This window comes from Comamonas avium (assembly GCF_014836675.1).
In the GTDB taxonomy this organism is placed as follows: domain Bacteria; phylum Pseudomonadota; class Gammaproteobacteria; order Burkholderiales; family Burkholderiaceae_C; genus Comamonas; species Comamonas avium.
Window position 1 is genome coordinate 25,378 of sequence record NZ_JACSQK010000010.1, and the last position, 23,653, is coordinate 49,030.

Below are 23,653 nucleotides of genomic sequence, written 5' to 3' on the forward strand. Positions count from 1 at the left end.
AAGCTTTCTAAAAATCAACCACCTGAATGGCGCGAGAGTTCACGCTGAATACCTGCCACATCCGCCTCTTGCCGTGCAATGTTTGCCTTCAGTGCTTCCAGCCGTTCATTGAAAACCTGGGGATTGCGCAGCTCCAATGCTGACTTCGTCGGATTGCCATCATTGAATTCGGCCTTCAGCGCATTGAGCTTGTCCTGGGCTTTCTTCAACTCTGCCTGCAAGATGGCACGGGCATCGTTATCACGGGCTTTCTGCTGATTCGGGTCGACCTGCACAGCCCGATTACTGGCTGCAGGCTTGGGTTCACTGCTCGCTGCTTTTGCAGAAGAGGTGCCAGCGCCGCCGCCATCCGTGTGCACCACCGTGACGTGGCCACCCTCCATTACTTGACAGTTGCGCTGCTTGGCCACAGCGGCACTGTTGGTGTATTCATTGCCGCACCGGTAAATACGCTCTTGAGCCATGGCATTGCCAGCCATGGTGCACACCAAGAGAACTATCCATTTATTCATTCTTATGCCTCCATGCAAGGTTGGGCCGTGCGTCCACCAAGGTTGACGGCATCACTGCATTGTGCAGTGCAAGCCGCGCACTGTCCTTGATTTTCCGACTAGGCATAAGCACCTTTGTCCTATAAAAAAAGCAGCCCGAAGGCTGCTTTTGCGCATCTGCAGACAGCAGCCTGTGTACACAGGCCCCTTCATGCAGATTACAGCGAGTAGTACATGTCGTATTCGACAGGATGTACGGCCTGGCGAAAGCGTGTCACTTCACCCATCTTCAGCTCAATGTAGGCATCAATCATGCTGTCGCTGAACACACCACCCTTGGTCAGGAAAGCGCGGTCGGCATCCAGTGCTTCCAAAGCCTGGTCCAGGCTGTGGCAGACAGTGGGCACCAGCTTGTCTTCTTCTGGAGGCAGGTGGTACAGATCCTTGGTGGCAGCTTCGCCGGGATGGATCTTGTTTTCCACACCATCCAAGCCAGCCATCAACAAGGCTGCAAAGCCCAGGTAGGGGTTCATCAGTGGGTCTGGGAAGCGTGCTTCCACGCGGCGGCCCTTGGGGTTGCTCACGTAAGGAATACGGATCGAAGCCGAGCGGTTCTTGGCCGAGTAAGCCAGTTTCACTGGGGCTTCAAAGCCAGGGACCAGACGCTTGTATGAGTTAGTACCGGGGTTGGTGATGGCATTCAGTGCACGGGCGTGCTTGATGATGCCGCCAATGTAGTACAGCGCAAAGTCAGACAGACCGGCATAGCCGTCGCCAGCAAACAGGTTCTTGCCGTCTTTCCACACGGACTGGTGCACGTGCATGCCAGAGCCGTTGTCACCCGAATAGGGCTTGGGCATGAAAGTGGCAGTTTTGCCGTAGGTATTGGCCACGTTCCAGATCACGTACTTTTGCAGCTGTGTCCAGTCAGCACGCTCAACCAATGTCGAGAAGCGTGTGCCGATTTCGTTTTGACCTGCGCCCGCCACTTCGTGGTGGAACACTTCAACTGGAATGCCCAGAGACTCCAGGATCAGGGACATTTCAGCGCGCATGTCTTGCGTACTGTCAACCGGAGGCACGGGGAAGTAGCCACCCTTGACGCGTGGACGGTGACCGCGGTTGCCGCCTTCAAACTTGGTGCCCGTGTTCCAAGGCGCTTCGTATTCTTCGATTTCAAAGAAGGGGTTGTGCGGCTCTGTACCCCAGCGCACGCCGTCGAAAATGAAAAATTCAGGTTCTGGACCAAAGTAAGCGGTATCGCCCAGGCCAGAAGCCTTCAGGTAGGCTTCGGCGCGCTTGGCTACCGAGCGGGGGTCGCGGTCATAGGCCTTGCCATCACCGGGTTCGATCACGTCACACTGCAAAATCAGTGTGGTTTCTTCAAAGAAGGGGTCGATATTCGCGGTATTGGGATCGGGCATCAACAGCATGTCCGAAGCTTCAATCCCCTTCCAACCGGCAACCGACGAACCGTCAAAGGCGTGGCCCGAAGAGAACTTGTCATCATCGAAGTGCGACACAGGCACGGTCACGTGCTGTTCTTTGCCACGGGTATCGGTGAAGCGGAAGTCAATAAATTTGACCTCGTTGTCCTTCACTAGGTTCATCACATCTGCAACGGTCTTAGCCATCAGGTTCTCCTGGAAAAGCGCTTCATAGAAAGTACGCGTTTAGCAAAGCAGTTTGTGTGCCAGCTTGAAACTGGCCCTGCTCCATACTTTCACAAGCATAAGGCCATGAAGTATGTGGGCTTCACGGCCTTTGAGTCATTCACCATTTTGGTGCAAATCTAGCAAACTCCTCCGAGCCTGCTTCATGGGCACCATTTTAGTTCGTAAGAACGCACCATATTGATGCACTTAGTCATCTACCCTACGGAATGCACCAATTGATTCAAAACACAACGGCCGGTTTAAAGAACTGGCGCCGAAGATGGTGCATCAGGTGCTGCATCGGGTGCCGTTGCTGCACGCAAGCTGTACAGCGCCGCCAATCCATAGTGGGCAAACCACAATGAGGAAAAAGCGAGCACGAGTGCATAAATCCAGATGGCAATAGGAATCAAAATCCAGAATGCCGCCACGAACACCATGCCAGACGCCCAGACAATGGCAGGCGCTGCGCCAGCGTAGCCGCAAATCACCCCCATCAACATCAACGGATAACGGTGCTGCTTAAAAATGATTTGTCGCTCAGCCTGGCTGGCATGCTCAGCCAGTGCATCAAAGGCCATGACCCGGTAAGTCAGCCAGCCCCAGATCAGCGGTGGCAACACCAGCACCAGGGGCGGCACCAGCCACAGCGGGATTGACAGCAGCAACGCCAGCAATGCCAATGCCGTAGAGCCCATGGCCCATAAAGCACTACTGGCCCAGCCACCGCCGCGTTTTCGCTCCAGATGCGCAAAGCGGCGCTGCGCTACAAGCTCCACCATTTGCGGCGTCATCACCATCGCCACTACTGCCAGCGCAACGATGACGATCACAGGGCCCATCAGCAGCACCACAGTCACTGCCGCCGCTATAGCGCTTGCATAGGCGTAGCTACTGCCCATCCATGCCCACAGCCATTGCAACCAGCTGGCTCGCTCCAGCCATGTCTGCACGGCAGCCACAGCGCCATCCCACCAAAAAATGCCCACAAGCGCGACCATGGCGGCCACGACAAGCAAGGGGAACAAGGACCACGCAATCACTCGCCCCCGCAGGCAGTCAGCCAAAGCGCGCCACAGTGCATCAAACATCATTTGCATGGCATGAGCATAACGTCAGCATGTCGACACGTGCAGGCCTGGATTTATGCCTGCACTGTAGAAATTTAAAATAATAGCTATCAACGCTTTATACATATATATTTCAGATACTTTTATATTTGAAATGATTGGTACATAAGCGATAACAGCTCCTATTTATTTATCAGCTGAGAATAAAAAAGGAGCCACAAGGGCTCCTCTTTCAGGGAATGCAAACTCAATTACAGCTTCCACTTTTCCATCAACTTCTCTGGCGAGAGGTTGTCATAGCCTTCAAAGGGCTGGTGAATCCATGGATTGGTCGGCAGGTCTTCTACCGAGTAGTCCGACTTGAACGTCGAGACACCCTTGGTCCAGATCACGGCCGTACGCATCTCTGTGATGGGCTGGTAGTTTTCCTTGAGCATCTTCACCACGGCATTCAGTGTCACGCCTGTGTCAGCCAGGTCATCCACCAGCAGCACGCGGCCAGCGATTTCACCCTTGGGAGTGGCAATGAAGCGACCAATATCCAGGTGCCCCTGCACCTTGCCTGCTTCAGCACGGTAAGAGCTGGTGGACATGATGGCCAGAGGCTTGTTAAAGATGCGGCTCAAGATATCACCTGGGCGCAAGCCACCACGGGCCAGGCACAAGATGGTGTCAAATTCCCAGCCGGACTGGTGAATTTTCAAAGCCAGCTTCTCGATCAGACCATGGTATTCGTCGTAGCTAACGTACAAGTGCTTGCCGTCTTCAGTCAACATGTTCGTGTTCCTGTGTAAATTCGCGAGGAGCGTGTTTATAGAGGCAATGCCACTTACGCAGCAACGTAGGGGTTTTGCATCAGGATGGTGTGATCGCGATCAGGGCTGGTCGAAACCATGGCGATCGGCACGCCAGTCACTTGTGCAATACGGTCCAGGTAGTTGCGCGCTGCCACAGGCAACTTGGCATAGTCAGTCACGCCAACGGTCGTATCAGTCCAGCCGGGAATCGACTCGTAGATAGGCTTGCAACGCTCGATATCGTCAGCACCCAGAGGCAGGATGTCGATCTTTTCGCCATCCAGCTCGTAGCCCACGCACAGTTGCAGCTCTTCAATACCGTCCAGTACGTCCAGCTTGGTAATGCACAGGCCTGACAAACCGTTGATTTGTGCCGAACGCTTGAGCAACGCAGCATCAAACCAACCACAGCGGCGCGAACGGCCTGTGGTCACACCCTTTTCAGCACCCACGGTCGACATGATGTAGCCGGGCGTGCCTTCTTTTTCCCACTCCAGCTCGGTCGGGAAGGGGCCACCACCCACGCGGGTGCAGTACGCCTTGGTAATACCCAGAACGTAATGCAGCATGCCCGGGCCTACACCAGCGCCAGCGGCGGCATTGCCTGCCACGCAGTTGGACGATGTCACGTAGGGGTAGGTGCCGTGGTCCACGTCCAGCAGCGTGCCTTGTGCGCCTTCAAACAGCAGGTTTGCACCTGCGGCATGTGCGTCGTTCAGTTCACGCGAAACGTCGGCAATCATGGGCTTGAGCAGCTCTGCGTGGCGCATGGCTTCTTCGTAGACCACATCAAACTGCACTTCGCCGTCCTTGATGTAAGGCTTGAGCGCGTCGGCAAATTCAAACTTCTTGGAGCCCAGCACTTCCACCAAGATGTGGTTGTGCAGCTTGAGCAGCTCGCGCAGCTTGGTTGCAAAGCGCTCAGGGTGCTTGAGGTCTTGCACACGCAAAGCACGGCGGGCAATCTTGTCTTCGTAGGCGGGGCCAATGCCCTTGCCAGTGGTACCAATCTTTTGCACGCCGCCTTGTTCGCGGGCCGCTTCACGGGCTACATCCAGGGCTTGGTGGAAAGGCAAGATCAGGGGACAGGCTTCAGACACGCGCAGACGATCGCGCACGCTCACACCCGCCTTTTCCAGGCCTTCGATTTCCTCGAACAGCTTGCCGGCCGAGAGCACCACACCGTTGCCGATGTAGCACTTAACGCCAGGGCGCATGATGCCGCTAGGAATCAAGTGCAGCGCAGTCTTGACGCCATTGATCACCAGAGTGTGACCTGCGTTATGACCGCCTTGGAAACGCACAACGCCTTGAGCGCTTTCGGTCAGCCAATCGACCAATTTACCCTTGCCTTCGTCGCCCCACTGGGTACCGACGACGACCACGTTGCGACCTTTGGTTGCTTTCATAATCTCAAATCCGATGAATTGAAAAATGCCTTAAACGGCTTGCACGACCCATTGCCCGGCGCTTTGCACCAGTGCACGGTCGCAGTGGAATTCGTCCACCTCGCTCTCATGCCCGGGAAGCACACAGACTACGGTCTCACCTTGGCTGCGCAACTGCGCAATAGCAAGACTGAGCTGTGCACCATTGCCCCAGGGAGCGCGGATGGCTGCACGCAGCGGACGCGATGGAACCACCGACACCAACTGCTTGATGTCCAGCGAAAAACCCGCCGCTGGACGGTTGCGTCCAAACACGGCACCCACTTCGTCGTAACGACCTCCACGCACCAGCGCATCGCTGGCTCCGGGGGCGTAGACGGCAAAGCGTGTACCGCTGTAATAAGAATAACCACGCAAATCTGCCAAGTCGAACGTCACGTTCGCTTCAGGGAACTGCGCCGCAAACCACTTCAAATGCTGCAGTACATGCTGAGCACCCGGTGTGCGCTCCAAAGCTTTTTCAGCTTCATCGAGCACTTTGACATCACCGTACAACTGCAGCAATGCCAGCAAACCGTCACGTGAGGCCTGCGGAAAATTTTTGGTCAGCGCGACCAGCGCCGTCGCATCCTTGGAGGCCAGTGCAGCATGCACCTTTTGCAGCACATCGCTGTCCACCATCACGCCAGCCAGCAGACTGCGTACCAGGCGCACATCAGCCAGATCTACCGTAAACCCGCTCACGCCAGCACCTTCTACACAGGCCAGCGCCAGGCTCAAGGCTTCAATATCAGCCTCAGGTCCTGCGTGCCCATAGATTTCGGCACCAAACTGCAATGGCTCACGCGTGGCACGGGGGCGGTCTGGCGCAGCATGCAGCACAGGGCCGCAGTAGCACAAGCGCGTGACGCCTTCACGATTGAGCAAGTGCGCATCAATACGCGCCACTTGCTGCGTCATGTCTGCACGCAAACCCAGTGTGTGACCTGAAATTTGATCTACCAGCTTGAAGGTTTGCAGATTCAGTGCTTCACCGGTGCCGGTAAGCAAAGACTCCAGATACTCCAAGAGTGGGGGCATGACCAATTCATACCCATAGCTGCGCGCCGTATCGAGTAATCCTCGACGCAACTCTTCGATGTGCCGAGCCTCAGAGGGCAAAACATCGGCGATGTGATCCGGCAAGGCCCAAGCGGACATGGAAAAAAGGGGAGGCTGTTAAAAACGTGATTCTATCGGCTATCGCTGCCCCGCCCTAAAAAAGGCTTAAGGCCTAGCCACTATCCACGTTATTTGAGCAGCCACAGCAGGCTCAGACCGACTGCTATACAGAGCAGTCCAACGAAACGTATTTGGCCGTCTCGCAGGGCTAAAAGCTGGGCAAATGCACCGCGCCAGCGGCGCGGAGAAATGAAAGGAAACAATCCCTCAATCACCAAAAACAAAGCCAAGGCGGCCCACCAAGAAACATCAGATTCCATGGATGGAGCTTAGCGCCTTGGCCTTAAAGAGGCAGACGGAAGACCGTATGCAACTTAGTTCGTACCCGTCCCACTGCTGCGGTAAGACTTGAAGAAATCAGAGCTTGCAGGATCAACCAAGATGACGTCATTCTTGTTCGCAAAGCTGGCCTTATAGGCATCCAGGCTGCGATAGAACTTGGCAAACTGAGGGTCTTGACCAAATGCTTGCGCATAGATCTTGGCAGCCTCAGCATCGCCTTCACCCTTGATTTTCTGTGCGTCACGATAGGCATTGGCCACAGTGATTTCACGCTGACGATCAGCTTCAGCACGAATTTTTTCACCTTCAGCAGCACCCGTTGAACGCAGCTCATTGGCTACGCGCTTGCGCTCTGCCTCCATACGGCGGTAGACCGATTCGGTAATGGTTTCGGCGTAATCCACACGGGTAATACGCACGTCCACCACATCCACCCCCCAGGGTTTACCGCCGGTAACGGCCTTCAGCACCTCGGCCTTGACATCCGCCATCAGCGTATCGCGCTTGGAAGAAAGCAACTCACGCACAGTGCGCTTGTTCACTTCTTCCTGAAAAGCGTTGCGCACAACGCGGTTCAGCTGCATGGCCCCGGCGCTTTCGTCCAGGCCAACATTGCGGATGTACTCCGATGGATCAGAAATGCGCCAGCGCACATACCAGTCGATCACCACCCGCTGCTTTTCAGCCGTCAGCATGGGCTCGGTATCGGTGCTGTCCAACGTCAGCAAACGCTTGTCGATATAACGAACGTTTTGGAACGGCGGCGGCAGCTTGAAGTTCAAGCCTGGCTCAGTAATCACGCTCTTGATTTGACCCAAGGCGTACACGACACCAAACTGGCGCTGGTCAACGACAAAGAGCATCGAGCTCAACAGCGCCAACACCACCAGCAGGCTCGAGGCAATAAATCCAACTCTGTTCACAACAGATCTCCTCAGCGTGGTTCGCGATCACGCGAACGGTTCAGGTCGCGGGCACGTGTATCAACAGGGGGCGCAGCGGGCACGGCAGTCGTGGCATTTTGCGATTGCGCACGTGCGGCGGCATCTTGCGTTGCATGAGGTGCCACACCTGCGCCTTGCATGATCTTGTCCAGCGGCAGATACAGCAAATTAGAACCCTGACGGGAATCCACCAAAATCTTGGTTACGTTGCTGTAGACCTCTTGCATCGCATCGGTATACAGACGATCGCGCGTCACTTGCGGGGCTTTCTTGTACTCGGCCAGCAAAGAGCTAAAGCGTTCGGAATCACCTTCGGCTTGCGCTGCAATACGTGCACGATAGCCATCTGCCTCTTCCTTCAGACGTGCTGCCGTACCTGTGGCACGAGGGATCACATCATTGGCATAGGCTTGTGCCTCATTTTTGGCGCGCTCACGCTCTTGACCAGCCTTGAGCACATCGTCAAACGCTGCTTGCACCTGCTCTGGCGGACGTACACCACCTTGCTGCATATTGATGCCCACGACTTCCACGCCCACTTTGTAGCGGTCAAGAATGGTCTGCATCAAATCGCGTACACGGGGGGCAATCTGGTCTCGCTCTTCGGCCAAAGCGGTATCCATCTTCATCTTGCCGACCACTTCGCGAACCGCACTTTCGGCAGCCTGCACCACAGCCAAATCCGGGCTCTTGCTCTCAAAGAGCCAGGCACGCGCATCATTGAGGCGGTACTGCACAGCAAACTTGATTTCAACGATGTTCTCGTCTTCCGTCAGCATTGCCGATTCACGCAGGCCCGTGCTTTTGATAACGGTGTCGCGCCCCACATCCACAGAGCGAATCTGCGACACATATACCAACTCATGGTTTTGGATGGGATAAGGCAGGCGCCAGTTAAAACCGGCACCAACCGTGGAGTTGTATTTACCGAACTGCGTAATGACGGCCTGCTGGCCTTCTTGCACAATGAAAAAACCAGTGCCCAGCCAAATCAGCACAGCAATGCCGGCGATCAGTCCAACGCCAATACCTGCGCCCTTCATTTCAGGAGGCTGCGCGCTATTGCCGCCCTGCGGCCCACGTGGAGGCTTGCCCCCAAACAGACCAGAAAGCTTGCGATTCAAATCGCGCCACAGCTCATCCAGATCGGGGGGTTGACCTGCCTGATTATTTTGCCCGCGTGGTGGCGGTGTATTGGAGGAAGGCGGCGGTACGGGACGATCAGAATCTGGGCGCTGATCGCCCTCCCCTGCGTTGTTGTCCTCTCCACGGCCCCAGCGGGGGTCATTCAGATTGAACATTCCCCGCAAGCGTTCTGGCAGCACTGCCCAACGAGGGGCGCGATTCAGGAAATTCATGCGAAAAGTCTCAATTGATATTGCTATGAAACATATTGCATTGTGCCCAAATGTTTAAAGGGCACTTTGCTCAATCGTCGCTGTCTTCAGGGGACATTGACTCAGACGGTAGATCATCATCGCCGTCTTGTACCGCCCCTTCGTCGGGTGCATTGCTTGCAGCCAAAGCTGCATTGGCCAGAACCTGGCGCAATTGCGGCAAACCTTCACCCGTGCGCGCACTCACAAACACGCGGGGCACTTCCACCCCGTCGACCTCATAAGTATCTTGCAAAGATGCAGGCGAGCGCCCATCAGGCAAGGCATCCAATTTATTGAACACCAGCACTTGTGGGATGCCCAAGGCGTCGATTTCACCCAACACCCTGCGCACTTGATCCATTTGTTCGGGGAAAGTTTCGTTCGAAGCATCCACCACATGCAAAAGCAAATCAGCATCGACCGCTTCTTGCAAGGTGGCTTGAAAAGCTGCCACCAAACCGTGCGGCAGGTCACGAATAAACCCCACCGTATCTGACAGCGACACGGACATCTGCGCCTCCGTCAAATAAAGCTGGCGCGTTGTCGTGTCGAGCGTTGCAAACAACTGATCGGCGGCATATGCGCGGGCTTTCACCAAGGCGTTAAACAGCGTCGATTTACCCGCATTGGTGTAGCCCACCAGCGAAATGTTGAACACATCTCTGCGCTCACGCTGGCGACGCTGGGTCTGGCGCTGTTTCTTGACTTTTTGCAGCTTGTCCTTGGTGCGCTTGATGGACTCGGCAATCATGCGACGATCGAGCTCAATTTGCTTTTCACCAGGGCCACCACGACCGCCAATGCCACCCATCTGACGCTCCAAGTGGGTCCAGCGTCGAACCAGGCGGGTGCTGACGTACTGCAAGCGAGCGAGCTCCACCTGCAGCTTGCCTTCGTGACTGCGTGCGCGTTGCGCAAAGATTTCCAAAATCAACAACGTGCGGTCGTTGACTGGCATCTCCATGTGGCGCTCTAAATTACGCTGCTGAGCAGGGCTCAAAGCCTGGTCAAACAAAACTTCTTTGGCGCCATGCATTTGCGCAAGCATGCGAATCTCATCAGCCTTGCCACTGCCAATAAACAGTGCGGCATCAGGTGCTTTGCGCTTACAGGTGATGCGTGCCACAGGGTTCAAGCCAGCGGTTTTTGCCAGCAAGCCCAACTCTTCAAGCTCGTTGTCGAAGTGTGGAAGTCCGAAATCAACGCCAACCAAAACAACGGCAGTGGCGTCAGGGGAGGATTTGGCGTTCACGCTCATGCCACCTCCCCCACCCCACGCTGCTGCGCAGGGAAGGGATAAGTCAACAGCTTCAAGCGGCAGGTGCCTCGCTGTCGTTGTTATCAGCCATGCTGAAATTGACGGCACGGCCGGGAACGATGGTGGAAATAGCGTGCTTGTAAACCATCTGTGTCACTGTATTGCGCAGCAACACCACATACTGGTCAAAAGACTCAATCTGGCCTTGGAGCTTGATACCGTTGACCAAATAAATGGAAACAGGCACATGTTCGCGGCGCAGCGCATTCAGAAATGGATCTTGCAGGAGTTGGCCTTTATTGCTCACGATATTCTCCGTGTTCGGAAATGTTGTTGTAAACCGACACCTTACCACAGCAGCTTTTATGCCCTCCTCCCCGCAGGAATTCGTTCACATCAGCGCTGTGATGATGGCTTCCCGCCTCAGTCGGCGTAGGGGTTGTGGGAAGTTTTAAGCTCAATTCGAAGAGGTGTTCCCACCAAATCGAATTCCTTGCGAAAACGGCCTTCCAGAAAACGCTTGTAGGCATCTGTAATGTGCTCCACAGAATTTCCATGGACCACGATGACCGGAGGATTCATACCGCCCTGGTGCGCATAGCGCGGCTTCGGACGGTAGGCTCCCACCTTCTTCGGCGTTTGATACTGCACGGCTTCCATAAGGACTCGCGTGAGCACAGGGGTTGGCATCTTGCAGGTCGCAGCCTTGTGCGCTTGCACGATGGAAGCCCACAGTGGCCCCAAACCTTGGCGCTTGACAGCAGAGATATAGTGCAATGCTGCAAATTTCAAGAACCCAAGGCGAGTTTCAATGGCACGCTCGACCAACTGGCGCTGGTAATCATCAACAGCATCCCACTTGTTGATGGCCACCACCACGGCGCGGCCACTTTCCAAGACATAGCCGGCAATGTGCGCATCCTGATCAGTGACACCTTCGGTGGCATCGATCAAGATCACTACGACGTTGGCGTCTTCAATGGCTTGCAGTGTTTTGACCACGGAGAACTTCTCAATGGATTCAAACACCCGGCCTTTGCGACGCAAACCGGCGGTATCGATCAACTCGAACTGCTGACCGTTGCGCTCAAAAGGCACGGAGATCGCATCGCGCGTTGTCCCTGGCATGTCAAACGCCACCAAGCGCTCTTCACCCAGCCACGTATTGATCAAGGTGGATTTGCCCGCATTCGGGCGCCCTGCCAAAGCCAAACGCACAGGCTTGGCCTCCACATCCTCAATGGTCTGAGCCTCGGGATCCTGCACATTGAGTGGCCCCAACGCCAACTCAATCAATTCGCGCACACCCTGACCATGTGCGGCAGAGACGGGATACACCTCACCCAGGCCAAGTTCATAGAACTCTGCCAGCTGTGCACCTGCCTTCATGCCTTCGGCCTTATTTGCAACCAGCACACAAGGCTTACCCAGACGACGCAGGTAGTTTCCAATGTCGTGATCTTGCGCAGACAAGCCATCACGCGCATCCACCACAAACAGCACAACATCGGCCTCAGCTACGGCCTGACGGGTTTGCTTGGCCATCTCCTTGAAGATGCCCTTGGATGCATCAGGCTCAAAGCCACCGGTATCGATCACGATGTACTCGTGCTTACCCTGTCGGCCTTGTCCGTAATGGCGATCCCGCGTCAACCCTGCAAAGTCGGCAACGATAGCGTCACGCGTCTTTGTCAGGCGGTTGAACAAGGTTGATTTGCCCACATTGGGCCGCCCCACAAGGGCAATAACTGGCTTCATTCGAAAAATTCTGTCAATCCGGGCGGAAGCCGTAAATGCCACCACCGCGTGTCACAACCACCAAAGTGTCGGCGGCCACCACTGGCGCCACAGCTACGCCAGTTCCATCTGTATTCAATCGATTCAAGTGCGCGCCATCCTTTCTAGACAGCATGTGCACCAAACCCGACTCATCAGCCATTACCACCGCACGCCCCAGCACCAACGGTGCAGTCAGCTTGCGGTGCTGAAAACGGTCTACCGACCAGCGCTTCTCGCCATCGGCCAAGCTCCACGCTTGCACAATGCCGTTGCTTTCGGTACCAAACACGTACTCTGCATCAGTTGCAATTCCCACTGCTCCCTTGGCAGTTTGTGTCCATGCTGTGCGCCCGACATTAGCGTCAACACAACCCACCGTTGCCTGGAAGGCGCGCGCGCACACGGCATTGCCTACGCGGCTGGCAGGTCCGACCAGATCAACCAGACGCTCTACGTCATTCGTTCCACGCGGTGACGCCAGAGGCGCTTCCCACTGGACATTGCCGTTATCAGGGTTAAACGCTACCAGCCGGCCGGACAAGCCCGCCAGCAAGGTGTTGCCATATGGCATGAGGACGCCCTGCTGACGCAGCACCAACGGCTCACCTTCGCGCTTTTGGGTCCACAAATGTGCACCGTTTTGCGCATCAAATGCCGACACTGAACGGTCTGCAGCCAGCACAAACACGCGGCCACCAGCCATCAACGGGGCAGTAAAAGCCGATGCTGTCAGCGTTTTGCTCCACAGCTTTTTACCGGCTTCAAACACCACCAGATCGTTACTGGTTGTCACTACAGCGGCCAATTGGCCGTCTGCACCTACGCCAGCCTGCAAAGTCTTGCCAGCCTGACCACGCCAGTTTTCACGCCCTGTGGCCGCATTGACGCTGACGACCGTGCCATCAGCAGCGGCAACCACCACGTTGTCACCCTGCACTTGAGCACGGATGCTGGCATTTTTGATCGCAGGCATGCTCAGCTGCCATGCCTGACGCACAGGCAAATTCACCACATTCGGCCCCAGATCTGCAGGCTTTACTGCACTGCCTGAGCCAAACCACGCACAACCGCCCAGGGCCGTCACCATGGCTGCAGCCAGCACCGTACGTTGAGCAGTCATCCAAAAACGAGAACCTTGTTGGTTTTGTGCGCTGTGATTCACTTATTTGTCTCCGTCGAAATCGCTGTGCCAGATTCAGGGGTTGCCTCGCCCAGTGCATTGAGCTTAAAGCCCACCAGCGTGCGGTAATCTACTTGAGGATCAAGCAGTTTCCATGCCTCTTTGTAAGCTGCAACGGCCTCACTGGACTTGTCTTGCAACTGCAAAACATCACCCAGACGGTCGGCCACCAAACCCTTGAATTCTGCGGGGAAGCTGCCACGCAGCAAGGCGGCAGCGGCATCCAGATCTTTTTCCTGCATCAACACCGCAGCCAGACGCAGCTTGGCTGCCGCTTGATAGCCCTCATCCTTGGTGCTGTCGGCAGCCCACTGCAAAGCCGCCTTGGCTTCTGGCAGCTTGTCTGCATTCACTGCAGACTGTGCCACCAGCAAGGCTGCATAGCCCGCTTGCAGCGTGCCTTTGTAATCGGCCTTGATGGCGTCGAAAGCCTGGGCCACACGGGTTTGATCTCCGCTTTCTACGGCAACGGCCACCACATCTGCCAAAGCAGACGCTTGCAGCGCCTGGCGCTGTTGCCAAAACTGGTAGCCATTCCATGCTGCAAATGAGCCCATCACCACGATGGCGATGCCCGTAATGGGGGTCCCCCACTTGCTCCAGAAGTGCTTGATCTGATCAAGTTGCTCTTGTTCTTCGAGGTCGAGATGCGTTGCCATATCTGGTGTCGTTACAAATTAAGCGTTCGATTGTAGGGTGTGCGCCCAAGAGGTCGCTTCGGTCAGCAGTTGCTGCACTTGTTCGCCCTGCCCGTCACGCAGAGATTTCACGGTGACTTTGCCTTGCGCCAACTCGTCTGCGCCGAAGATCAGGCCAAAGCGTGCACCCGAAGCGTCAGCCTTTTTGAACTGCGATTTCATCGAGCCCATGCCTTGCGCACCTGCGGTGTGCATCTGCACGCGGACACCGGCTTCACGCAGCTGCGCGAGCGTGCGCAATACCTGCGGCATGGCGGCCACATCCGGCACGATGGCGTAAGCGTCCAGCTGCTGCTCTGGGATATCGGTGCCCAGCTCTTTGACCAGCTCCAGCACACGTTCTACGCCCAGCGCCCAGCCAACAGCGGGAGCAGGCTTGCCGCCTACTTGCTCGATCAGGTAGTCGTAGCGGCCACCGGCGCAGATGGTGCCTTGCGAGCCCAGCAGATCGGTCACAAACTCAAACACGCTGAGGTTGTAGTAATCCAAACCACGCACCAGACGGGGGTTCACCGTCCACGGCACGTCGTTGGCATCCAAAATGGCCTTCAAGCCGTTGAAGTGCGCCAGCGAAGCCTCACCCAGATAGTCCAGCAACTGGGGCGCAGCGTTCACCATGTCCTGCATGGCAGGGTTTTTGGTGTCCAGCACGCGCAGCGGGTTGCTGTACATGCGGCGCTTGGCCTCTTCGTCCATCACATCGGTGTGCTGCTCCAGGTAGGCAATCAGTGCTTGGCGGTGCGCCTTGCGCTCCTCAGGCTGGCCCAGGCTGTTGATTTCAAGGCGCCACTGGGTCAGGCCCAGGCGCTTCCACAGTGCTACGGCCAGCAAGATCAGCTCGGCATCGACATCCGGACCGGCAAAGCCCATGGCTTCGGCACCAATCTGGTGAAACTGGCGGTAGCGACCGCGCTGCGGGCGCTCGTGGCGGAACATGGGGCCGATGTACCACATGCGCTTGCCGCCGTCGTACAGCAAGTTGTTTTCGATGGTGGCACGCACCAGGCTGGCCGTGCCTTCGGGGCGCAGCGTCAGGCGCTCTCCGTTGAGCTTGTCTTCAAAGGAGTACATCTCCTTTTCCACAATATCGGTCACCTCGCCAATACCGCGCACAAACAGCTGGGTGTGCTCGACGATGGGGGTACGCACATTGCTGTAGGCAAAGCGGCCCATCAGCTCGCGCACCTGCGCCTCCAGCCATTCCCAGCGTGCAGATTCGCCGGGAAGGATGTCATTCATGCCTTTGACGGCGGAAAGTTTGTCGGTCTTAGCCACTTGGAAGTTCTCACCAAAAGTGCAGCACTTTAAAAAAAGAGCTACTTGCGCTGTGTTGATACGGTTTTCAGATACTTTTATATTCGAAAGTATTTATACACGCACGCTAACAGCTATTGTTTTAATCAAGCACCTGAGCCATAACGGCGTTGCACATAGGATTCCACCAGCGCCTGAAACTCCGTGGCGATGCCTTCGCCACGCAGCGTCATGGCTTTTTCGCCATCGATGAACACTGGCGCTGCAGGCGCTTCGCCATTGCCCGGCAGGCTGATGCCGATGTCGGCATGCTTGCTCTCACCGGGACCGTTCACGATACAGCCCATCACGGCCACTTTCATGGCCTCCACGCCCGGGTACTGCACGCGCCACACGGGCATCTGCCCGCGCAGATAGTCGTCAATTTGCTTGGCCAGCTCCTGGAACGTAGTGCTGGTGGTGCGGCCACAGCCAGGGCAGGCGGTGACGCTGGGCACAAACACGCGCAGCCCCAGGCTTTGCAAAATCTCGGACGCCACCACCACTTCTTGCGTACGCGCCTCACCCGGCAAGGGTGTGAGCGAGACGCGAATGGTGTCGCCAATACCTTCTTGCAGCAGCACTGACAGCGCAGCGGTGGAAGCCACCGTGCCCTTGGTGGCCATGCCGGCTTCCGTCAGCCCCAGATGCAGTGCGTAATCGCAGCGCTGGGCCAAGGCCCGGTACACAGAGATCAAATCCTGCACACCGCTGACCTTGCACGACAAGATAATGTTGTCGGGGTTCAAACCTATCGATTCAGCCAGCTTGGCAGAGCTGACGGCCGAGGTAATCAGCGCCTCGTACATGACTTGGCGGGTTTCCCACGGCTGGGCACGCAGCGAGTTCTGGTCCATCAGCTGGGCCATGATTTCCTGGTCCAGCGAGCCCCAGTTCACACCAATGCGCACTGCCTTGTCGTACTTGGCCGCAATCTCAATCATCTGACCGAACTGCTTGTCCTTTTTGTCGCCCTTGCCCACGTTGCCGGGGTTGATGCGGTACTTGGACAGTGCTTGCGCGCAGTCAGGGTAATCGGTGAGCAGGCGGTGGCCGTTGTAGTGAAAATCACCCACCAGCGGCACATACTCGCCCATGCGGTCGAGCTGCTCACGGATATAGGGCACTGCAGCGGCAGCCTCAGGCGTGTTCACCGTGATGCGCACCATCTCCGAGCCTGCCTGCGCCAGCTGGCGCACCTGGATGGCGGTTTCCACCGCCTCCACAGTGTCGGTATTGGTCATGGACTGCACGCGCACAGGCGCATTGCCACCCACCGTAACCACGTTGTTGCGCCACACCACGCGGGCCTGACGGCTCTTGCGGGGCAGTGCAGAGGCAATCGCAATGGGCGATGCCTGGAATGTGTTGTCAGACACTTTTTACTTCACCTCGAATCGGGCCACATTGTTTTTCGCAGACCCTGCGAAATCGAATGCACTGCCATCCACCTCCACACGCGTTGCTTCGGCATTACCGATCACCACGTGCAAAGGCCGTCCCACGGCAACTTCTTCAAAAACGTCGCCAGACTTCAAAATCTTTTCCATCACCACTTGCTGCTGCGCATCTCGCACTTGCACCCAGGATTGAGCCGTGGCCGTAAAACGCAACACACGCTCTCCCGCCACGGCACCAGTTGGTGCTGGCAAAGCAGCGATGGCTGGTGGTGTGACAGCGGCTACCTCAGCAGGTGCGGGCTGTGCCGGCGCAGTGGCAGGCTCGGCCATCACCGCAGCGGCTGCATCCTGAGCCGTTGCTGCCGCACCTTCTGTATTCGATGCCTCAGGCTCCGCCTGCAACTGAGGCATGAACAAAGGCTCACTTGTAGCACCTTGCGCCACAGCATCTATGGCATCACCTTGTGCAGACTGCCACTGGGGCCAGAAGTAAAAGCCGGCGCCACCCGCCACAGCAATCAGCAAAACTGCTGCCAGCTTGACCGCACTGCCAGTGCCAGGCTCCTGCGCCGGCGACATCAATGAACGCAGTGTTTTTTCCTTGAATGGAGCATTGATGCCTTCGGGGTTAGAGGCCAGCTTGGCAGCTTCATGCTTGGGCAAGCCAGCAAGTACAGGCTCTGACGGAATACGCAGCAACCGGCAAATACTCAGCGCCAGAGAGCGTGTAAAAACCGAATCGGTCAATACATCCCAGCGGTCTTCTTCCAATGCCTGCAGCTTGTACACAGGAACCTTGAGCGCAGAGGCCAGCGTCTGAACTGACATGTGCTGCTGCTCGCGCGCTTGCCGCAAAAGCATGCCCGCGCTGCCCGATTGCTGTGCAGCGGCATTGCTGTCGCTTTGTTGCTCTGCGTTACCCAATACCACCTCAGTCATCAAAAGCTCCCCGCTCAAACCGTTGCCATTCCTTGGAATCAGGGAATCGCTTATGTAATTGATCAGCCAACTGTCGCATCGCTACGTTGTCACCCAGGCTTCGCTCAACTTTGATCCCTAACCAAAGCGATTGCGCAGAAGCCCATTGGCCATTATTGATGCGACGCACATAAAAACGCGCACGCTCAGTATGACCCTGAGCGTGCAGCGCATCTGCAAAATTGTAGGCAACTGCAGGGTTGCCTGGCTCTATTTCGTGGGCTTTTTCGAGGGCTTGCATCGCTGCGTCAAGCTGCCCCGCTTGCCGCAAGCACACGCCCTTGGCCAGCCAAAGGCGTGAAACCGACTGCCCTGAGGTGCGCGGCGCGGCCAATGCTGCATCCAGATTACGCTCAGCCAAGGCAAATTGCTTTTGCTGGCACTGCAACCACCCCAGGTTGTAAAGGGCATCCGCATCACCCGGGCGCAAGGCCAAGGCTTGCACAAAGCTGTCATTGGCACCTTTGTAGTCCTGCAGGCTCATGTGAATCCAACCTTTGAGGTTGTACGCATCCACATAACGCGGGTATGCCTGCAGTGCTTCCGCAATTTCACCCAAAGCGACCTCAGCGCGCCCTTCTTCAAAATGCAACGCAGCCAGCTGCAAGCGAGTTTTGGCCAGACGGTGCACTTCTGTTTCTGCTGCCGAGCCAGGTATTTCTTCTGGAGACAGCGTACCCACACCAGTCATGCAGCCGGCCAGCAGACATGCCGCAAGCCCCCCTCCCATGCCCTTGCGGACCTTGCTAAACAGCTGCTTCATGGAAACCAATGGGGCGGGCATGCACATCCTTGTTATCAAAAACCGTTAGGAAATGGGTATCAGCGGTATGGTACGTTGCTTGGCCATACGCTCAGCGGCTCGCGTCCTGTCCTTCACATCACCGGCAAGCTGCCCGCACGCAGCATCAATATCATCACCACGGGTTTTGCGCACGGTGGTGACGATGCCAGCATCGCTCAGCTTCTTCGCAAAAGCACTCACGGCAGCATTGGACGAGCGCAACAGGCCCGAGGCAGGAAATGGATTAAACGGGATCAAATTGAGTTTGCACCATGGCTTGCCACTGCCGTGCTTGCGAAGCAGATCGATCAGTTGCTGTGCGTGCTCTGGCTGGTCATTCACACCATCCAGCATGCAGTACTCAAACGTAATGAAATCGCGGGGTGCAAACTCCAGATAGCGTACACACGCCTGCATCAACTCATCCAGCGGATACTTCTTGTTGAGTGGCACCAGGTTTTCACGCAAGGGATCATTGGGCGCATGCAGCGAAACCGCCAAAGCCACGGCACAGTCCTGCGCTAGGCGATCCATCATGGGCACTACACCCGATGTAGACACAGTCACCCGGCGACGTGACAGACCATAGGCATGGTCATCCAGCATGGTGCGCAGTGCAGGCACCAAAGCCGAGTAGTTCTGCATGGGTTCACCCATACCCATCATCACCACATTGGTGATCACGCGATCTTCTTTGTTCAGGTGCTTGCGCAGAAAGTGCTCCGCAAACCACAACTGAGCCAGAATCTCGCCCGTTGTCAGATTGCGACTAAAGCCCTGGTGCCCGGTCGAGCAAAAACGGCAGCCCACCGCGCAACCGGCTTGAGATGACACGCACAAGGTGCCACGGTCATCTTCAGGAATAAATACGGACTCCACCGCATTGCCATCACCCACATCAAACAGCCACTTGATAGTGCCGTCTTGCGACTCGTGCTGGGAGATGACAGACAAGCCTTCAATACAGGCATTGCCCTTGAGCTTTTCACGCAGGGACTTGGCCAGATCGGTCATCTGGTCAAAATCGCTGGCACCGCGCTGGTGAATCCAGCGGTACAGCTGCGTAGCTCGAAAACGTTTTTCCCCCAGCGACTCGCAATAAGCGGTCAGGCCCTGAAGGTCAAAATTCAATAAGTTCGTGGTCATATGCAATACCCCGGACCACTTACAACAGGGCAGCACTCCCATGCGTGGAGTGCCGCCGTCACAGCAAGCACGGCCAGCATGGGATTCATGGAATTAACGTGCGTAGACGTTCATGCCAGGGAAGAAGAAAGCGATTTCAACAGCTGCAGTTTCAGCAGCGTCGGAACCGTGCACAGCGTTGGCATCAATGCTGTCAGCGAAGTCAGCGCGGATGGTGCCGGCTTCAGCCTTCTTAGGATCGGTAGCGCCCATCAGTTCGCGGTTCTTCAAGATAGCGTTTTCGCCTTCCAGAGCTGTGATCATCACAGGGCCGGAGATCATGAATTCAACCAGGTCCTTGAAGAAAGGACGTGCAGCGTGAACAGCGTAGAACTGCTCAGCATCAGCGCGCGACAGGTGCACCAGCTTGGCTGCAGCAATCTTCAGGCCTGCAGTTTCAAAACGGCTGTAGATCTGACCGATCACGTTCTTTGCAACTGCGTCAGGCTTGATGATGGAGAGAGTGCGTTCGATTGCCATTGGGTATTCCTAGTGAAATGGGATAAATTTTTTGCCGACTCGGCAAAACCCTTAATTCTAACGGGGCGCCGCCAACCCTAAAAAACTGATTGAAAAGCGCCGCGACAGGTTATCGACCTGAGCGACGGCCACCTGGCTTGCGCTTTTGCTCAGCACGAGCGCGCGACAGACTGTCGTGGCCGATATAGCCCACCGATGTTTTCATCGGATCTGGCTGAGCGCTAGGCAACTGGTAGTTGTTGTTGCTGGTGCGCTTGGGTGCCGACTTGGCCCCACGGCGAGCGCGCAACTCACGCGCCTCGGCAGATGCAGTCACACGCGCCTTGGCACGTGAGCCCGCGCGATCAGACTCACGACGCACATTGGGCTGCGCGGCTGGTTTGCGGGTTTGCGGCATGGCCACGCCCGAGGCCTGAATCAGGCTTTGCACATCACGCTCATCCAGCTCCATCCATGCGCCGCGGCGCAAACCACGGGGCAGCTGCATGGCGCCATAACGAATGCGGATCAACCGGCTGACTGCACGCCCGACCGACTCGAACATGCGACGCACTTCGCGGTTACGGCCTTCAGAGATCGTCACGCGATACCAGACGTTGGCGCCTTCGCCACCACCGTCTTCGATCGAGCCAAATGATGCTTCGCCATCCTCGAGCTGCACGCCCGTTGTCAGCAGTTGTTTTTCTTCCTTGGTCAAAGCACCCAGCACGCGTACCGCGTACTCACGCTCCAGACCAAAGCGGGGATGCATCAGGTTATTAGCCAAAGTGCCCGAGCTGGTAAACAGCAGCAAACCTTCGGTATTCAAGTCCAAGCGCCCCACCGACTGCCACTTGCCGTTATGCAGCTTAGGCAACCGGCGAAACACCGTTGGACGATTCTGCGGATCGTCCAAGGTCACCACTTCACCGGCAGGCTTGTGGTACGCCAGCACGCGCACAGCGGGCGGATCAATTCGCACCTTGACCGGCTTTCCATCCACCTTGATGTTGTCACCCAGCTGAATGCGCTGGCCCACGTGTGCAGGCTCTCCATTGACTGTAATACGACCGCTCGTAATCAAGCGCTCCATCTCCAGCCGCGAACCCAGACCCGCCTGCGCCAGCACCTTGTGCAGCTTGGGAGACTCCATTTCAGGCTTGAGAACACGCTTTTCACTTGCAGCCTCTGGCAACTCTTGTGCGGCATCCAGCTCGCCCGAGATCACCGAGTCAAAGTCATAGCCTTGCTCTGCACTGATGAGCAAATCCAGCATGTCTTGAGCTTGTGCGGGCTGCTCGAGAGGTTTTGCAGCCGTCGCTGGTGCGCGGCTAGCCTGCGGCTTGCGATCGGCACTGCGTGGTGCACGATGAGCGGGCTTGTGTTCTTTAGTCATGATTTCCGTTTCTGCGCCAGCCCATTCAACTATCGGCAAGACGCTTGTATTCAAATTAGGCGATGTACGCCAAGCACTTAAGCTTTATGGAGTTCTTCAGCTTCAGTGGCATCCAGCGCCACATCGGCTAGCGAAGTCTCTGGCAAGGCTTCAACAGGCATGAAAACCTCGTCCATCGGCAGGACAGGCTCTGCAAACAGGTCACCTTCGACCACGACAGAGGCATCTCCATCAGCAGAATGCGCAGAAGGGGGCATGTCAGAGCCACCTTCCGCCTCATCAAGCGCCTTAAACAGAGAGGCCTGGGACTCAGGCTCGTCCAGCATCGGAAGCTCGTCCAGCGACTTCAGCCCCAAGTCATCCAGAAACTGCCTTGTGGTGGCCAGCAAAGCTGGGCGCCCAACCGTTTCTCGGTGACCGATCTCTTCCACCCATCCCCGGTCTTCCAGCTGTTTGATGATCAAACTATTGACAGTCACCCCGCGGATGTCCTCAATATCACCACGCGTCACGGGTTGACGGTAGGCAATGATGGCCAACGTCTCCAAGACAGCACGGCTGTATCGCGGAGGTTTTTCCGGGTGCAATTTATCAAGGTAGCCACGCATTTCAGGGCGACTTTGAAAACGCCAGCCCGATGCAACCTGTACCAGTTCCACCCCTTTGCCGGCCCACTCGTGCTGCAAAGACAAAAGCAGATCTTTGAGCGTATCGGCCCCCAGATTTCCATCGAACAAGGCGCGCAGCTCCCTCAGCGGCAGTGGCTGCTGTGCGCAGATCAAAGCGGTTTCCAGGACCCGTTTGGCATCAACCGAATTCATGGTTTAGACGCAAGCCTCGCGTGAGGAAAGGGTAAAGACAGATGAACTGGACCCTCACGGGCAAGTACACCAACGATATAGGCAAGCACAAGGCCTGCCTTTAAATTCAGCGGGGATTGTAGCGCAGGCCCAATTGCTCGACTGCCGCAAGGAAATCTGCAGGTGGCTCTGCTGCCAGCTCCAGACTCTCACCCGTGACTGGATGGACAAAGGCCAGACGGAATGCGTGCAATGCCTGGCGCTGCATCCCCCCGGCTTGCGCGCCTGCGTACAGTACATCAGCAACCAGCGGATGACCCAGCAAAAGCATGTGCACCCGAATTTGATGGGTTCGCCCTGTGTGCAGCTTGCAATGCACCAGACAATGCTCGGTCGTGGTGTCCCAGCAAGTAATGTCGGTTCTGGCTTCTTTGCCTGCATGCTGCGCCAGATCTACCACCGCCATGCGCAAACGATTGCGCGGATCGCGACCAATAGGTGCATCGACTTTTTGCAGCTCAGCGCCTTTCCAGGGCTTGTGCGCCAAAGCCAGATAGCGGCGACTGACATCGCGGCGCGCAATCAATGCCACCAAGGCATCCATGGTTGACCTGTCTTTGGCCACCATCATCAAGCCACTGGTGTCCTTGTCCAGCCGATGAACGATCCCTGCACGAGGCACCATGGCAGCACCTGCGTGATGAGCCAGCAAACCATTGAGCAAAGTGCCGCTCCAGTTGCCTGGCGCCGGGTGCACCACCAGGCCCGCTGGCTTATTGACCACCAGCAGGTGTGCATCTTCGTAGACCACATCCAGCTCCATCGCCTCAGGCTTGAACGACTGGCTTTGCGCTGTCGGCCGCATTTCAATGCCAATGACATCACCCAGCTTGACCTTGACGGATGCTTTGGTCGCAGTTTTTTGATTCAACTGCACTGCACCTTGCTCCAGCAGTTGCTGCAAATAGCTGCGCGAAAACTCTGACACCAAGTCAGACAGCGCCTTATCCAGGCGCACGCCATGCTGGGACATCTCCACGGTGAACGAACGCAGCTCTACTTCAGCCAAAGAGATGCCAAGCTCTACGGCATCATCTGACTCAAGTGCTCCGTCTTGCGCTAGTGGCAATGATCTTTCGCTCACACAAATTCCTAATTCCAAACAACATTCCAATAAAAATGCCCGGTGGATCGCACCGGGCATTTCACCAGCAGA

At 56.4% G+C, this 23,653-nt stretch carries 23 protein-coding genes; all 23 read right to left on the minus strand.

Annotation, left to right across the window (positions count from 1 at the left end):
• Nucleotides 1–14: 14 nt before the first annotated feature.
• Complete coding sequence (locus H9646_RS17140; RefSeq protein WP_191724613.1) at nt 15–512, minus strand: hypothetical protein; 498 nt, start codon at nt 510–512, stop codon at nt 15–17.
• A 197-nt stretch (nt 513–709) separates the two neighbouring features.
• Entirely contained in the window at nt 710–2,125 is a 1,416-nt protein-coding gene (gene glnA, locus H9646_RS17145) for a type I glutamate--ammonia ligase (protein ID WP_191724614.1), read from the minus strand.
• 281 nt (nt 2,126–2,406) lie between these two features.
• Nucleotides 2,407–3,246, minus strand: a complete 840-nt coding sequence (locus tag H9646_RS17150) for an EI24 domain-containing protein (protein WP_191724615.1) — start codon at nt 3,244–3,246, stop codon at nt 2,407–2,409.
• 221 nt (nt 3,247–3,467) lie between these two features.
• A complete protein-coding gene (locus H9646_RS17155; RefSeq protein ID WP_191724616.1) occupies nt 3,468–3,992 on the minus strand; it encodes a phosphoribosyltransferase in 525 nt (174 codons plus the stop codon).
• Nucleotides 3,993–4,045: 53 nt separating this feature from the next.
• Nucleotides 4,046–5,422 carry an adenylosuccinate synthase gene (locus H9646_RS17160; RefSeq protein WP_191724617.1) on the minus strand — a complete coding sequence of 459 codons (1,377 nt, stop codon included), beginning with the start codon at nt 5,420–5,422 and terminating at the stop codon, nt 4,046–4,048.
• A 30-nt stretch (nt 5,423–5,452) separates the two neighbouring features.
• Complete coding sequence (locus H9646_RS17165; protein ID WP_191724618.1) at nt 5,453–6,601, minus strand: ATP phosphoribosyltransferase regulatory subunit; 1,149 nt, start codon at nt 6,599–6,601, stop codon at nt 5,453–5,455.
• 89 nt (nt 6,602–6,690) lie between these two features.
• Complete coding sequence (locus tag H9646_RS17170; protein WP_191724619.1) at nt 6,691–6,882, minus strand: DUF2065 domain-containing protein; 192 nt, start codon at nt 6,880–6,882, stop codon at nt 6,691–6,693.
• 54 nt (nt 6,883–6,936) lie between these two features.
• Nucleotides 6,937–7,827: a protease modulator HflC gene (gene hflC, locus H9646_RS17175; RefSeq protein ID WP_191724620.1), complete on the minus strand. Its 891-nt coding sequence runs from the start codon at nt 7,825–7,827 to the stop codon at nt 6,937–6,939.
• 11 nt (nt 7,828–7,838) lie between these two features.
• On the minus strand, nt 7,839–9,206 hold the full coding sequence (gene hflK, locus H9646_RS17180; protein WP_191724621.1) for an FtsH protease activity modulator HflK: 1,368 nt from the start codon (nt 9,204–9,206) through the stop codon (nt 7,839–7,841).
• 70 nt (nt 9,207–9,276) lie between these two features.
• A complete protein-coding gene (gene hflX / locus H9646_RS17185; protein WP_191724622.1) occupies nt 9,277–10,485 on the minus strand; it encodes a GTPase HflX in 1,209 nt (402 codons plus the stop codon).
• A 52-nt stretch (nt 10,486–10,537) separates the two neighbouring features.
• Complete coding sequence (hfq, locus tag H9646_RS17190; RefSeq protein WP_191724623.1) at nt 10,538–10,792, minus strand: RNA chaperone Hfq; 255 nt, start codon at nt 10,790–10,792, stop codon at nt 10,538–10,540.
• A 116-nt stretch (nt 10,793–10,908) separates the two neighbouring features.
• Nucleotides 10,909–12,243 carry a ribosome biogenesis GTPase Der gene (gene der / locus H9646_RS17195; protein WP_191724624.1) on the minus strand — a complete coding sequence of 445 codons (1,335 nt, stop codon included), beginning with the start codon at nt 12,241–12,243 and terminating at the stop codon, nt 10,909–10,911.
• 13 nt (nt 12,244–12,256) lie between these two features.
• On the minus strand, nt 12,257–13,384 hold the full coding sequence (bamB, locus tag H9646_RS17200; protein WP_191724625.1) for an outer membrane protein assembly factor BamB: 1,128 nt from the start codon (nt 13,382–13,384) through the stop codon (nt 12,257–12,259).
• 38 nt (nt 13,385–13,422) lie between these two features.
• Entirely contained in the window at nt 13,423–14,103 is a 681-nt protein-coding gene (locus H9646_RS17205) for a YfgM family protein (RefSeq protein ID WP_191724626.1), read from the minus strand.
• Between the two features lie 18 nt (nt 14,104–14,121).
• Complete coding sequence (gene hisS / locus H9646_RS17210) at nt 14,122–15,417, minus strand: histidine--tRNA ligase (protein WP_191724627.1); 1,296 nt, start codon at nt 15,415–15,417, stop codon at nt 14,122–14,124.
• A 125-nt stretch (nt 15,418–15,542) separates the two neighbouring features.
• A complete protein-coding gene (gene ispG, locus H9646_RS17215) occupies nt 15,543–16,814 on the minus strand; it encodes a flavodoxin-dependent (E)-4-hydroxy-3-methylbut-2-enyl-diphosphate synthase (protein WP_191724628.1) in 1,272 nt (423 codons plus the stop codon).
• A gap of 3 nt (nt 16,815–16,817) precedes the next feature.
• A complete protein-coding gene (locus tag H9646_RS17220) occupies nt 16,818–17,774 on the minus strand; it encodes a helix-turn-helix domain-containing protein (RefSeq protein WP_191724629.1) in 957 nt (318 codons plus the stop codon).
• Nucleotides 17,767–18,597, minus strand: coding sequence for a tetratricopeptide repeat protein (locus tag H9646_RS17225; protein WP_191724630.1), 831 nt, complete (start codon nt 18,595–18,597; stop codon nt 17,767–17,769). Before H9646_RS17225 ends, H9646_RS17220 begins: the two co-directional genes overlap by 8 nt.
• A gap of 24 nt (nt 18,598–18,621) precedes the next feature.
• Nucleotides 18,622–19,743, minus strand: a complete 1,122-nt coding sequence (gene rlmN / locus H9646_RS17230; protein WP_191724631.1) for a 23S rRNA (adenine(2503)-C(2))-methyltransferase RlmN — start codon at nt 19,741–19,743, stop codon at nt 18,622–18,624.
• A gap of 93 nt (nt 19,744–19,836) precedes the next feature.
• Nucleotides 19,837–20,262 carry a nucleoside-diphosphate kinase gene (gene ndk, locus H9646_RS17235; RefSeq protein ID WP_191724632.1) on the minus strand — a complete coding sequence of 142 codons (426 nt, stop codon included), beginning with the start codon at nt 20,260–20,262 and terminating at the stop codon, nt 19,837–19,839.
• 109 nt (nt 20,263–20,371) lie between these two features.
• Entirely contained in the window at nt 20,372–21,637 is a 1,266-nt protein-coding gene (gene rluB / locus H9646_RS17240; RefSeq protein WP_191724633.1) for a 23S rRNA pseudouridine(2605) synthase RluB, read from the minus strand.
• A 77-nt stretch (nt 21,638–21,714) separates the two neighbouring features.
• Nucleotides 21,715–22,458 (minus strand): SMC-Scp complex subunit ScpB, encoded by a 744-nt coding sequence (gene scpB / locus H9646_RS17245; RefSeq protein ID WP_191724634.1) that lies wholly within the window; start codon nt 22,456–22,458, stop codon nt 21,715–21,717.
• Nucleotides 22,459–22,564: 106 nt separating this feature from the next.
• Nucleotides 22,565–23,581 (minus strand): RluA family pseudouridine synthase, encoded by a 1,017-nt coding sequence (locus H9646_RS17250; protein WP_404813113.1) that lies wholly within the window; start codon nt 23,579–23,581, stop codon nt 22,565–22,567.
• Nucleotides 23,582–23,653 lie beyond the last annotated feature (72 nt).

Bases quoted from the DNA above. Each gene is read 5' to 3' on its own strand.
- H9646_RS17140 (WP_191724613.1), bottom strand. From the start codon at position 512: ATGAATAAATGGATAGTTCTCTTGGTGTGCACCATGGCTGGCAATGCC.
- glnA (WP_191724614.1), bottom strand. From the start codon at position 2,125: ATGGCTAAGACCGTTGCAGATGTGATGAACCTAGTGAAGGACAACGAG.
- H9646_RS17150 (WP_191724615.1), bottom strand. From the start codon at position 3,246: ATGCAAATGATGTTTGATGCACTGTGGCGCGCTTTGGCTGACTGCCTG.
- H9646_RS17155 (WP_191724616.1), bottom strand. From the start codon at position 3,992: ATGTTGACTGAAGACGGCAAGCACTTGTACGTTAGCTACGACGAATAC.
- H9646_RS17160 (WP_191724617.1), bottom strand. From the start codon at position 5,422: ATGAAAGCAACCAAAGGTCGCAACGTGGTCGTCGTCGGTACCCAGTGG.
- H9646_RS17165 (WP_191724618.1), bottom strand. From the start codon at position 6,601: ATGTCCGCTTGGGCCTTGCCGGATCACATCGCCGATGTTTTGCCCTCT.
- H9646_RS17170 (WP_191724619.1), bottom strand. From the start codon at position 6,882: ATGGAATCTGATGTTTCTTGGTGGGCCGCCTTGGCTTTGTTTTTGGTG.
- hflK (WP_191724621.1), bottom strand. From the start codon at position 9,206: ATGAATTTCCTGAATCGCGCCCCTCGTTGGGCAGTGCTGCCAGAACGC.
- hflX (WP_191724622.1), bottom strand. From the start codon at position 10,485: ATGAGCGTGAACGCCAAATCCTCCCCTGACGCCACTGCCGTTGTTTTG.
- der (WP_191724624.1), bottom strand. From the start codon at position 12,243: ATGAAGCCAGTTATTGCCCTTGTGGGGCGGCCCAATGTGGGCAAATCA.
- bamB (WP_191724625.1), bottom strand. From the start codon at position 13,384: ATGACTGCTCAACGTACGGTGCTGGCTGCAGCCATGGTGACGGCCCTG.
- H9646_RS17205 (WP_191724626.1), bottom strand. From the start codon at position 14,103: ATGGCAACGCATCTCGACCTCGAAGAACAAGAGCAACTTGATCAGATC.
- H9646_RS17220 (WP_191724629.1), bottom strand. From the start codon at position 17,774: ATGACTGAGGTGGTATTGGGTAACGCAGAGCAACAAAGCGACAGCAAT.
- H9646_RS17225 (WP_191724630.1), bottom strand. From the start codon at position 18,597: ATGCCCGCCCCATTGGTTTCCATGAAGCAGCTGTTTAGCAAGGTCCGC.
- rlmN (WP_191724631.1), bottom strand. From the start codon at position 19,743: ATGACCACGAACTTATTGAATTTTGACCTTCAGGGCCTGACCGCTTAT.
- ndk (WP_191724632.1), bottom strand. From the start codon at position 20,262: ATGGCAATCGAACGCACTCTCTCCATCATCAAGCCTGACGCAGTTGCA.
- rluB (WP_191724633.1), bottom strand. From the start codon at position 21,637: ATGACTAAAGAACACAAGCCCGCTCATCGTGCACCACGCAGTGCCGAT.
- scpB (WP_191724634.1), bottom strand. From the start codon at position 22,458: ATGAATTCGGTTGATGCCAAACGGGTCCTGGAAACCGCTTTGATCTGC.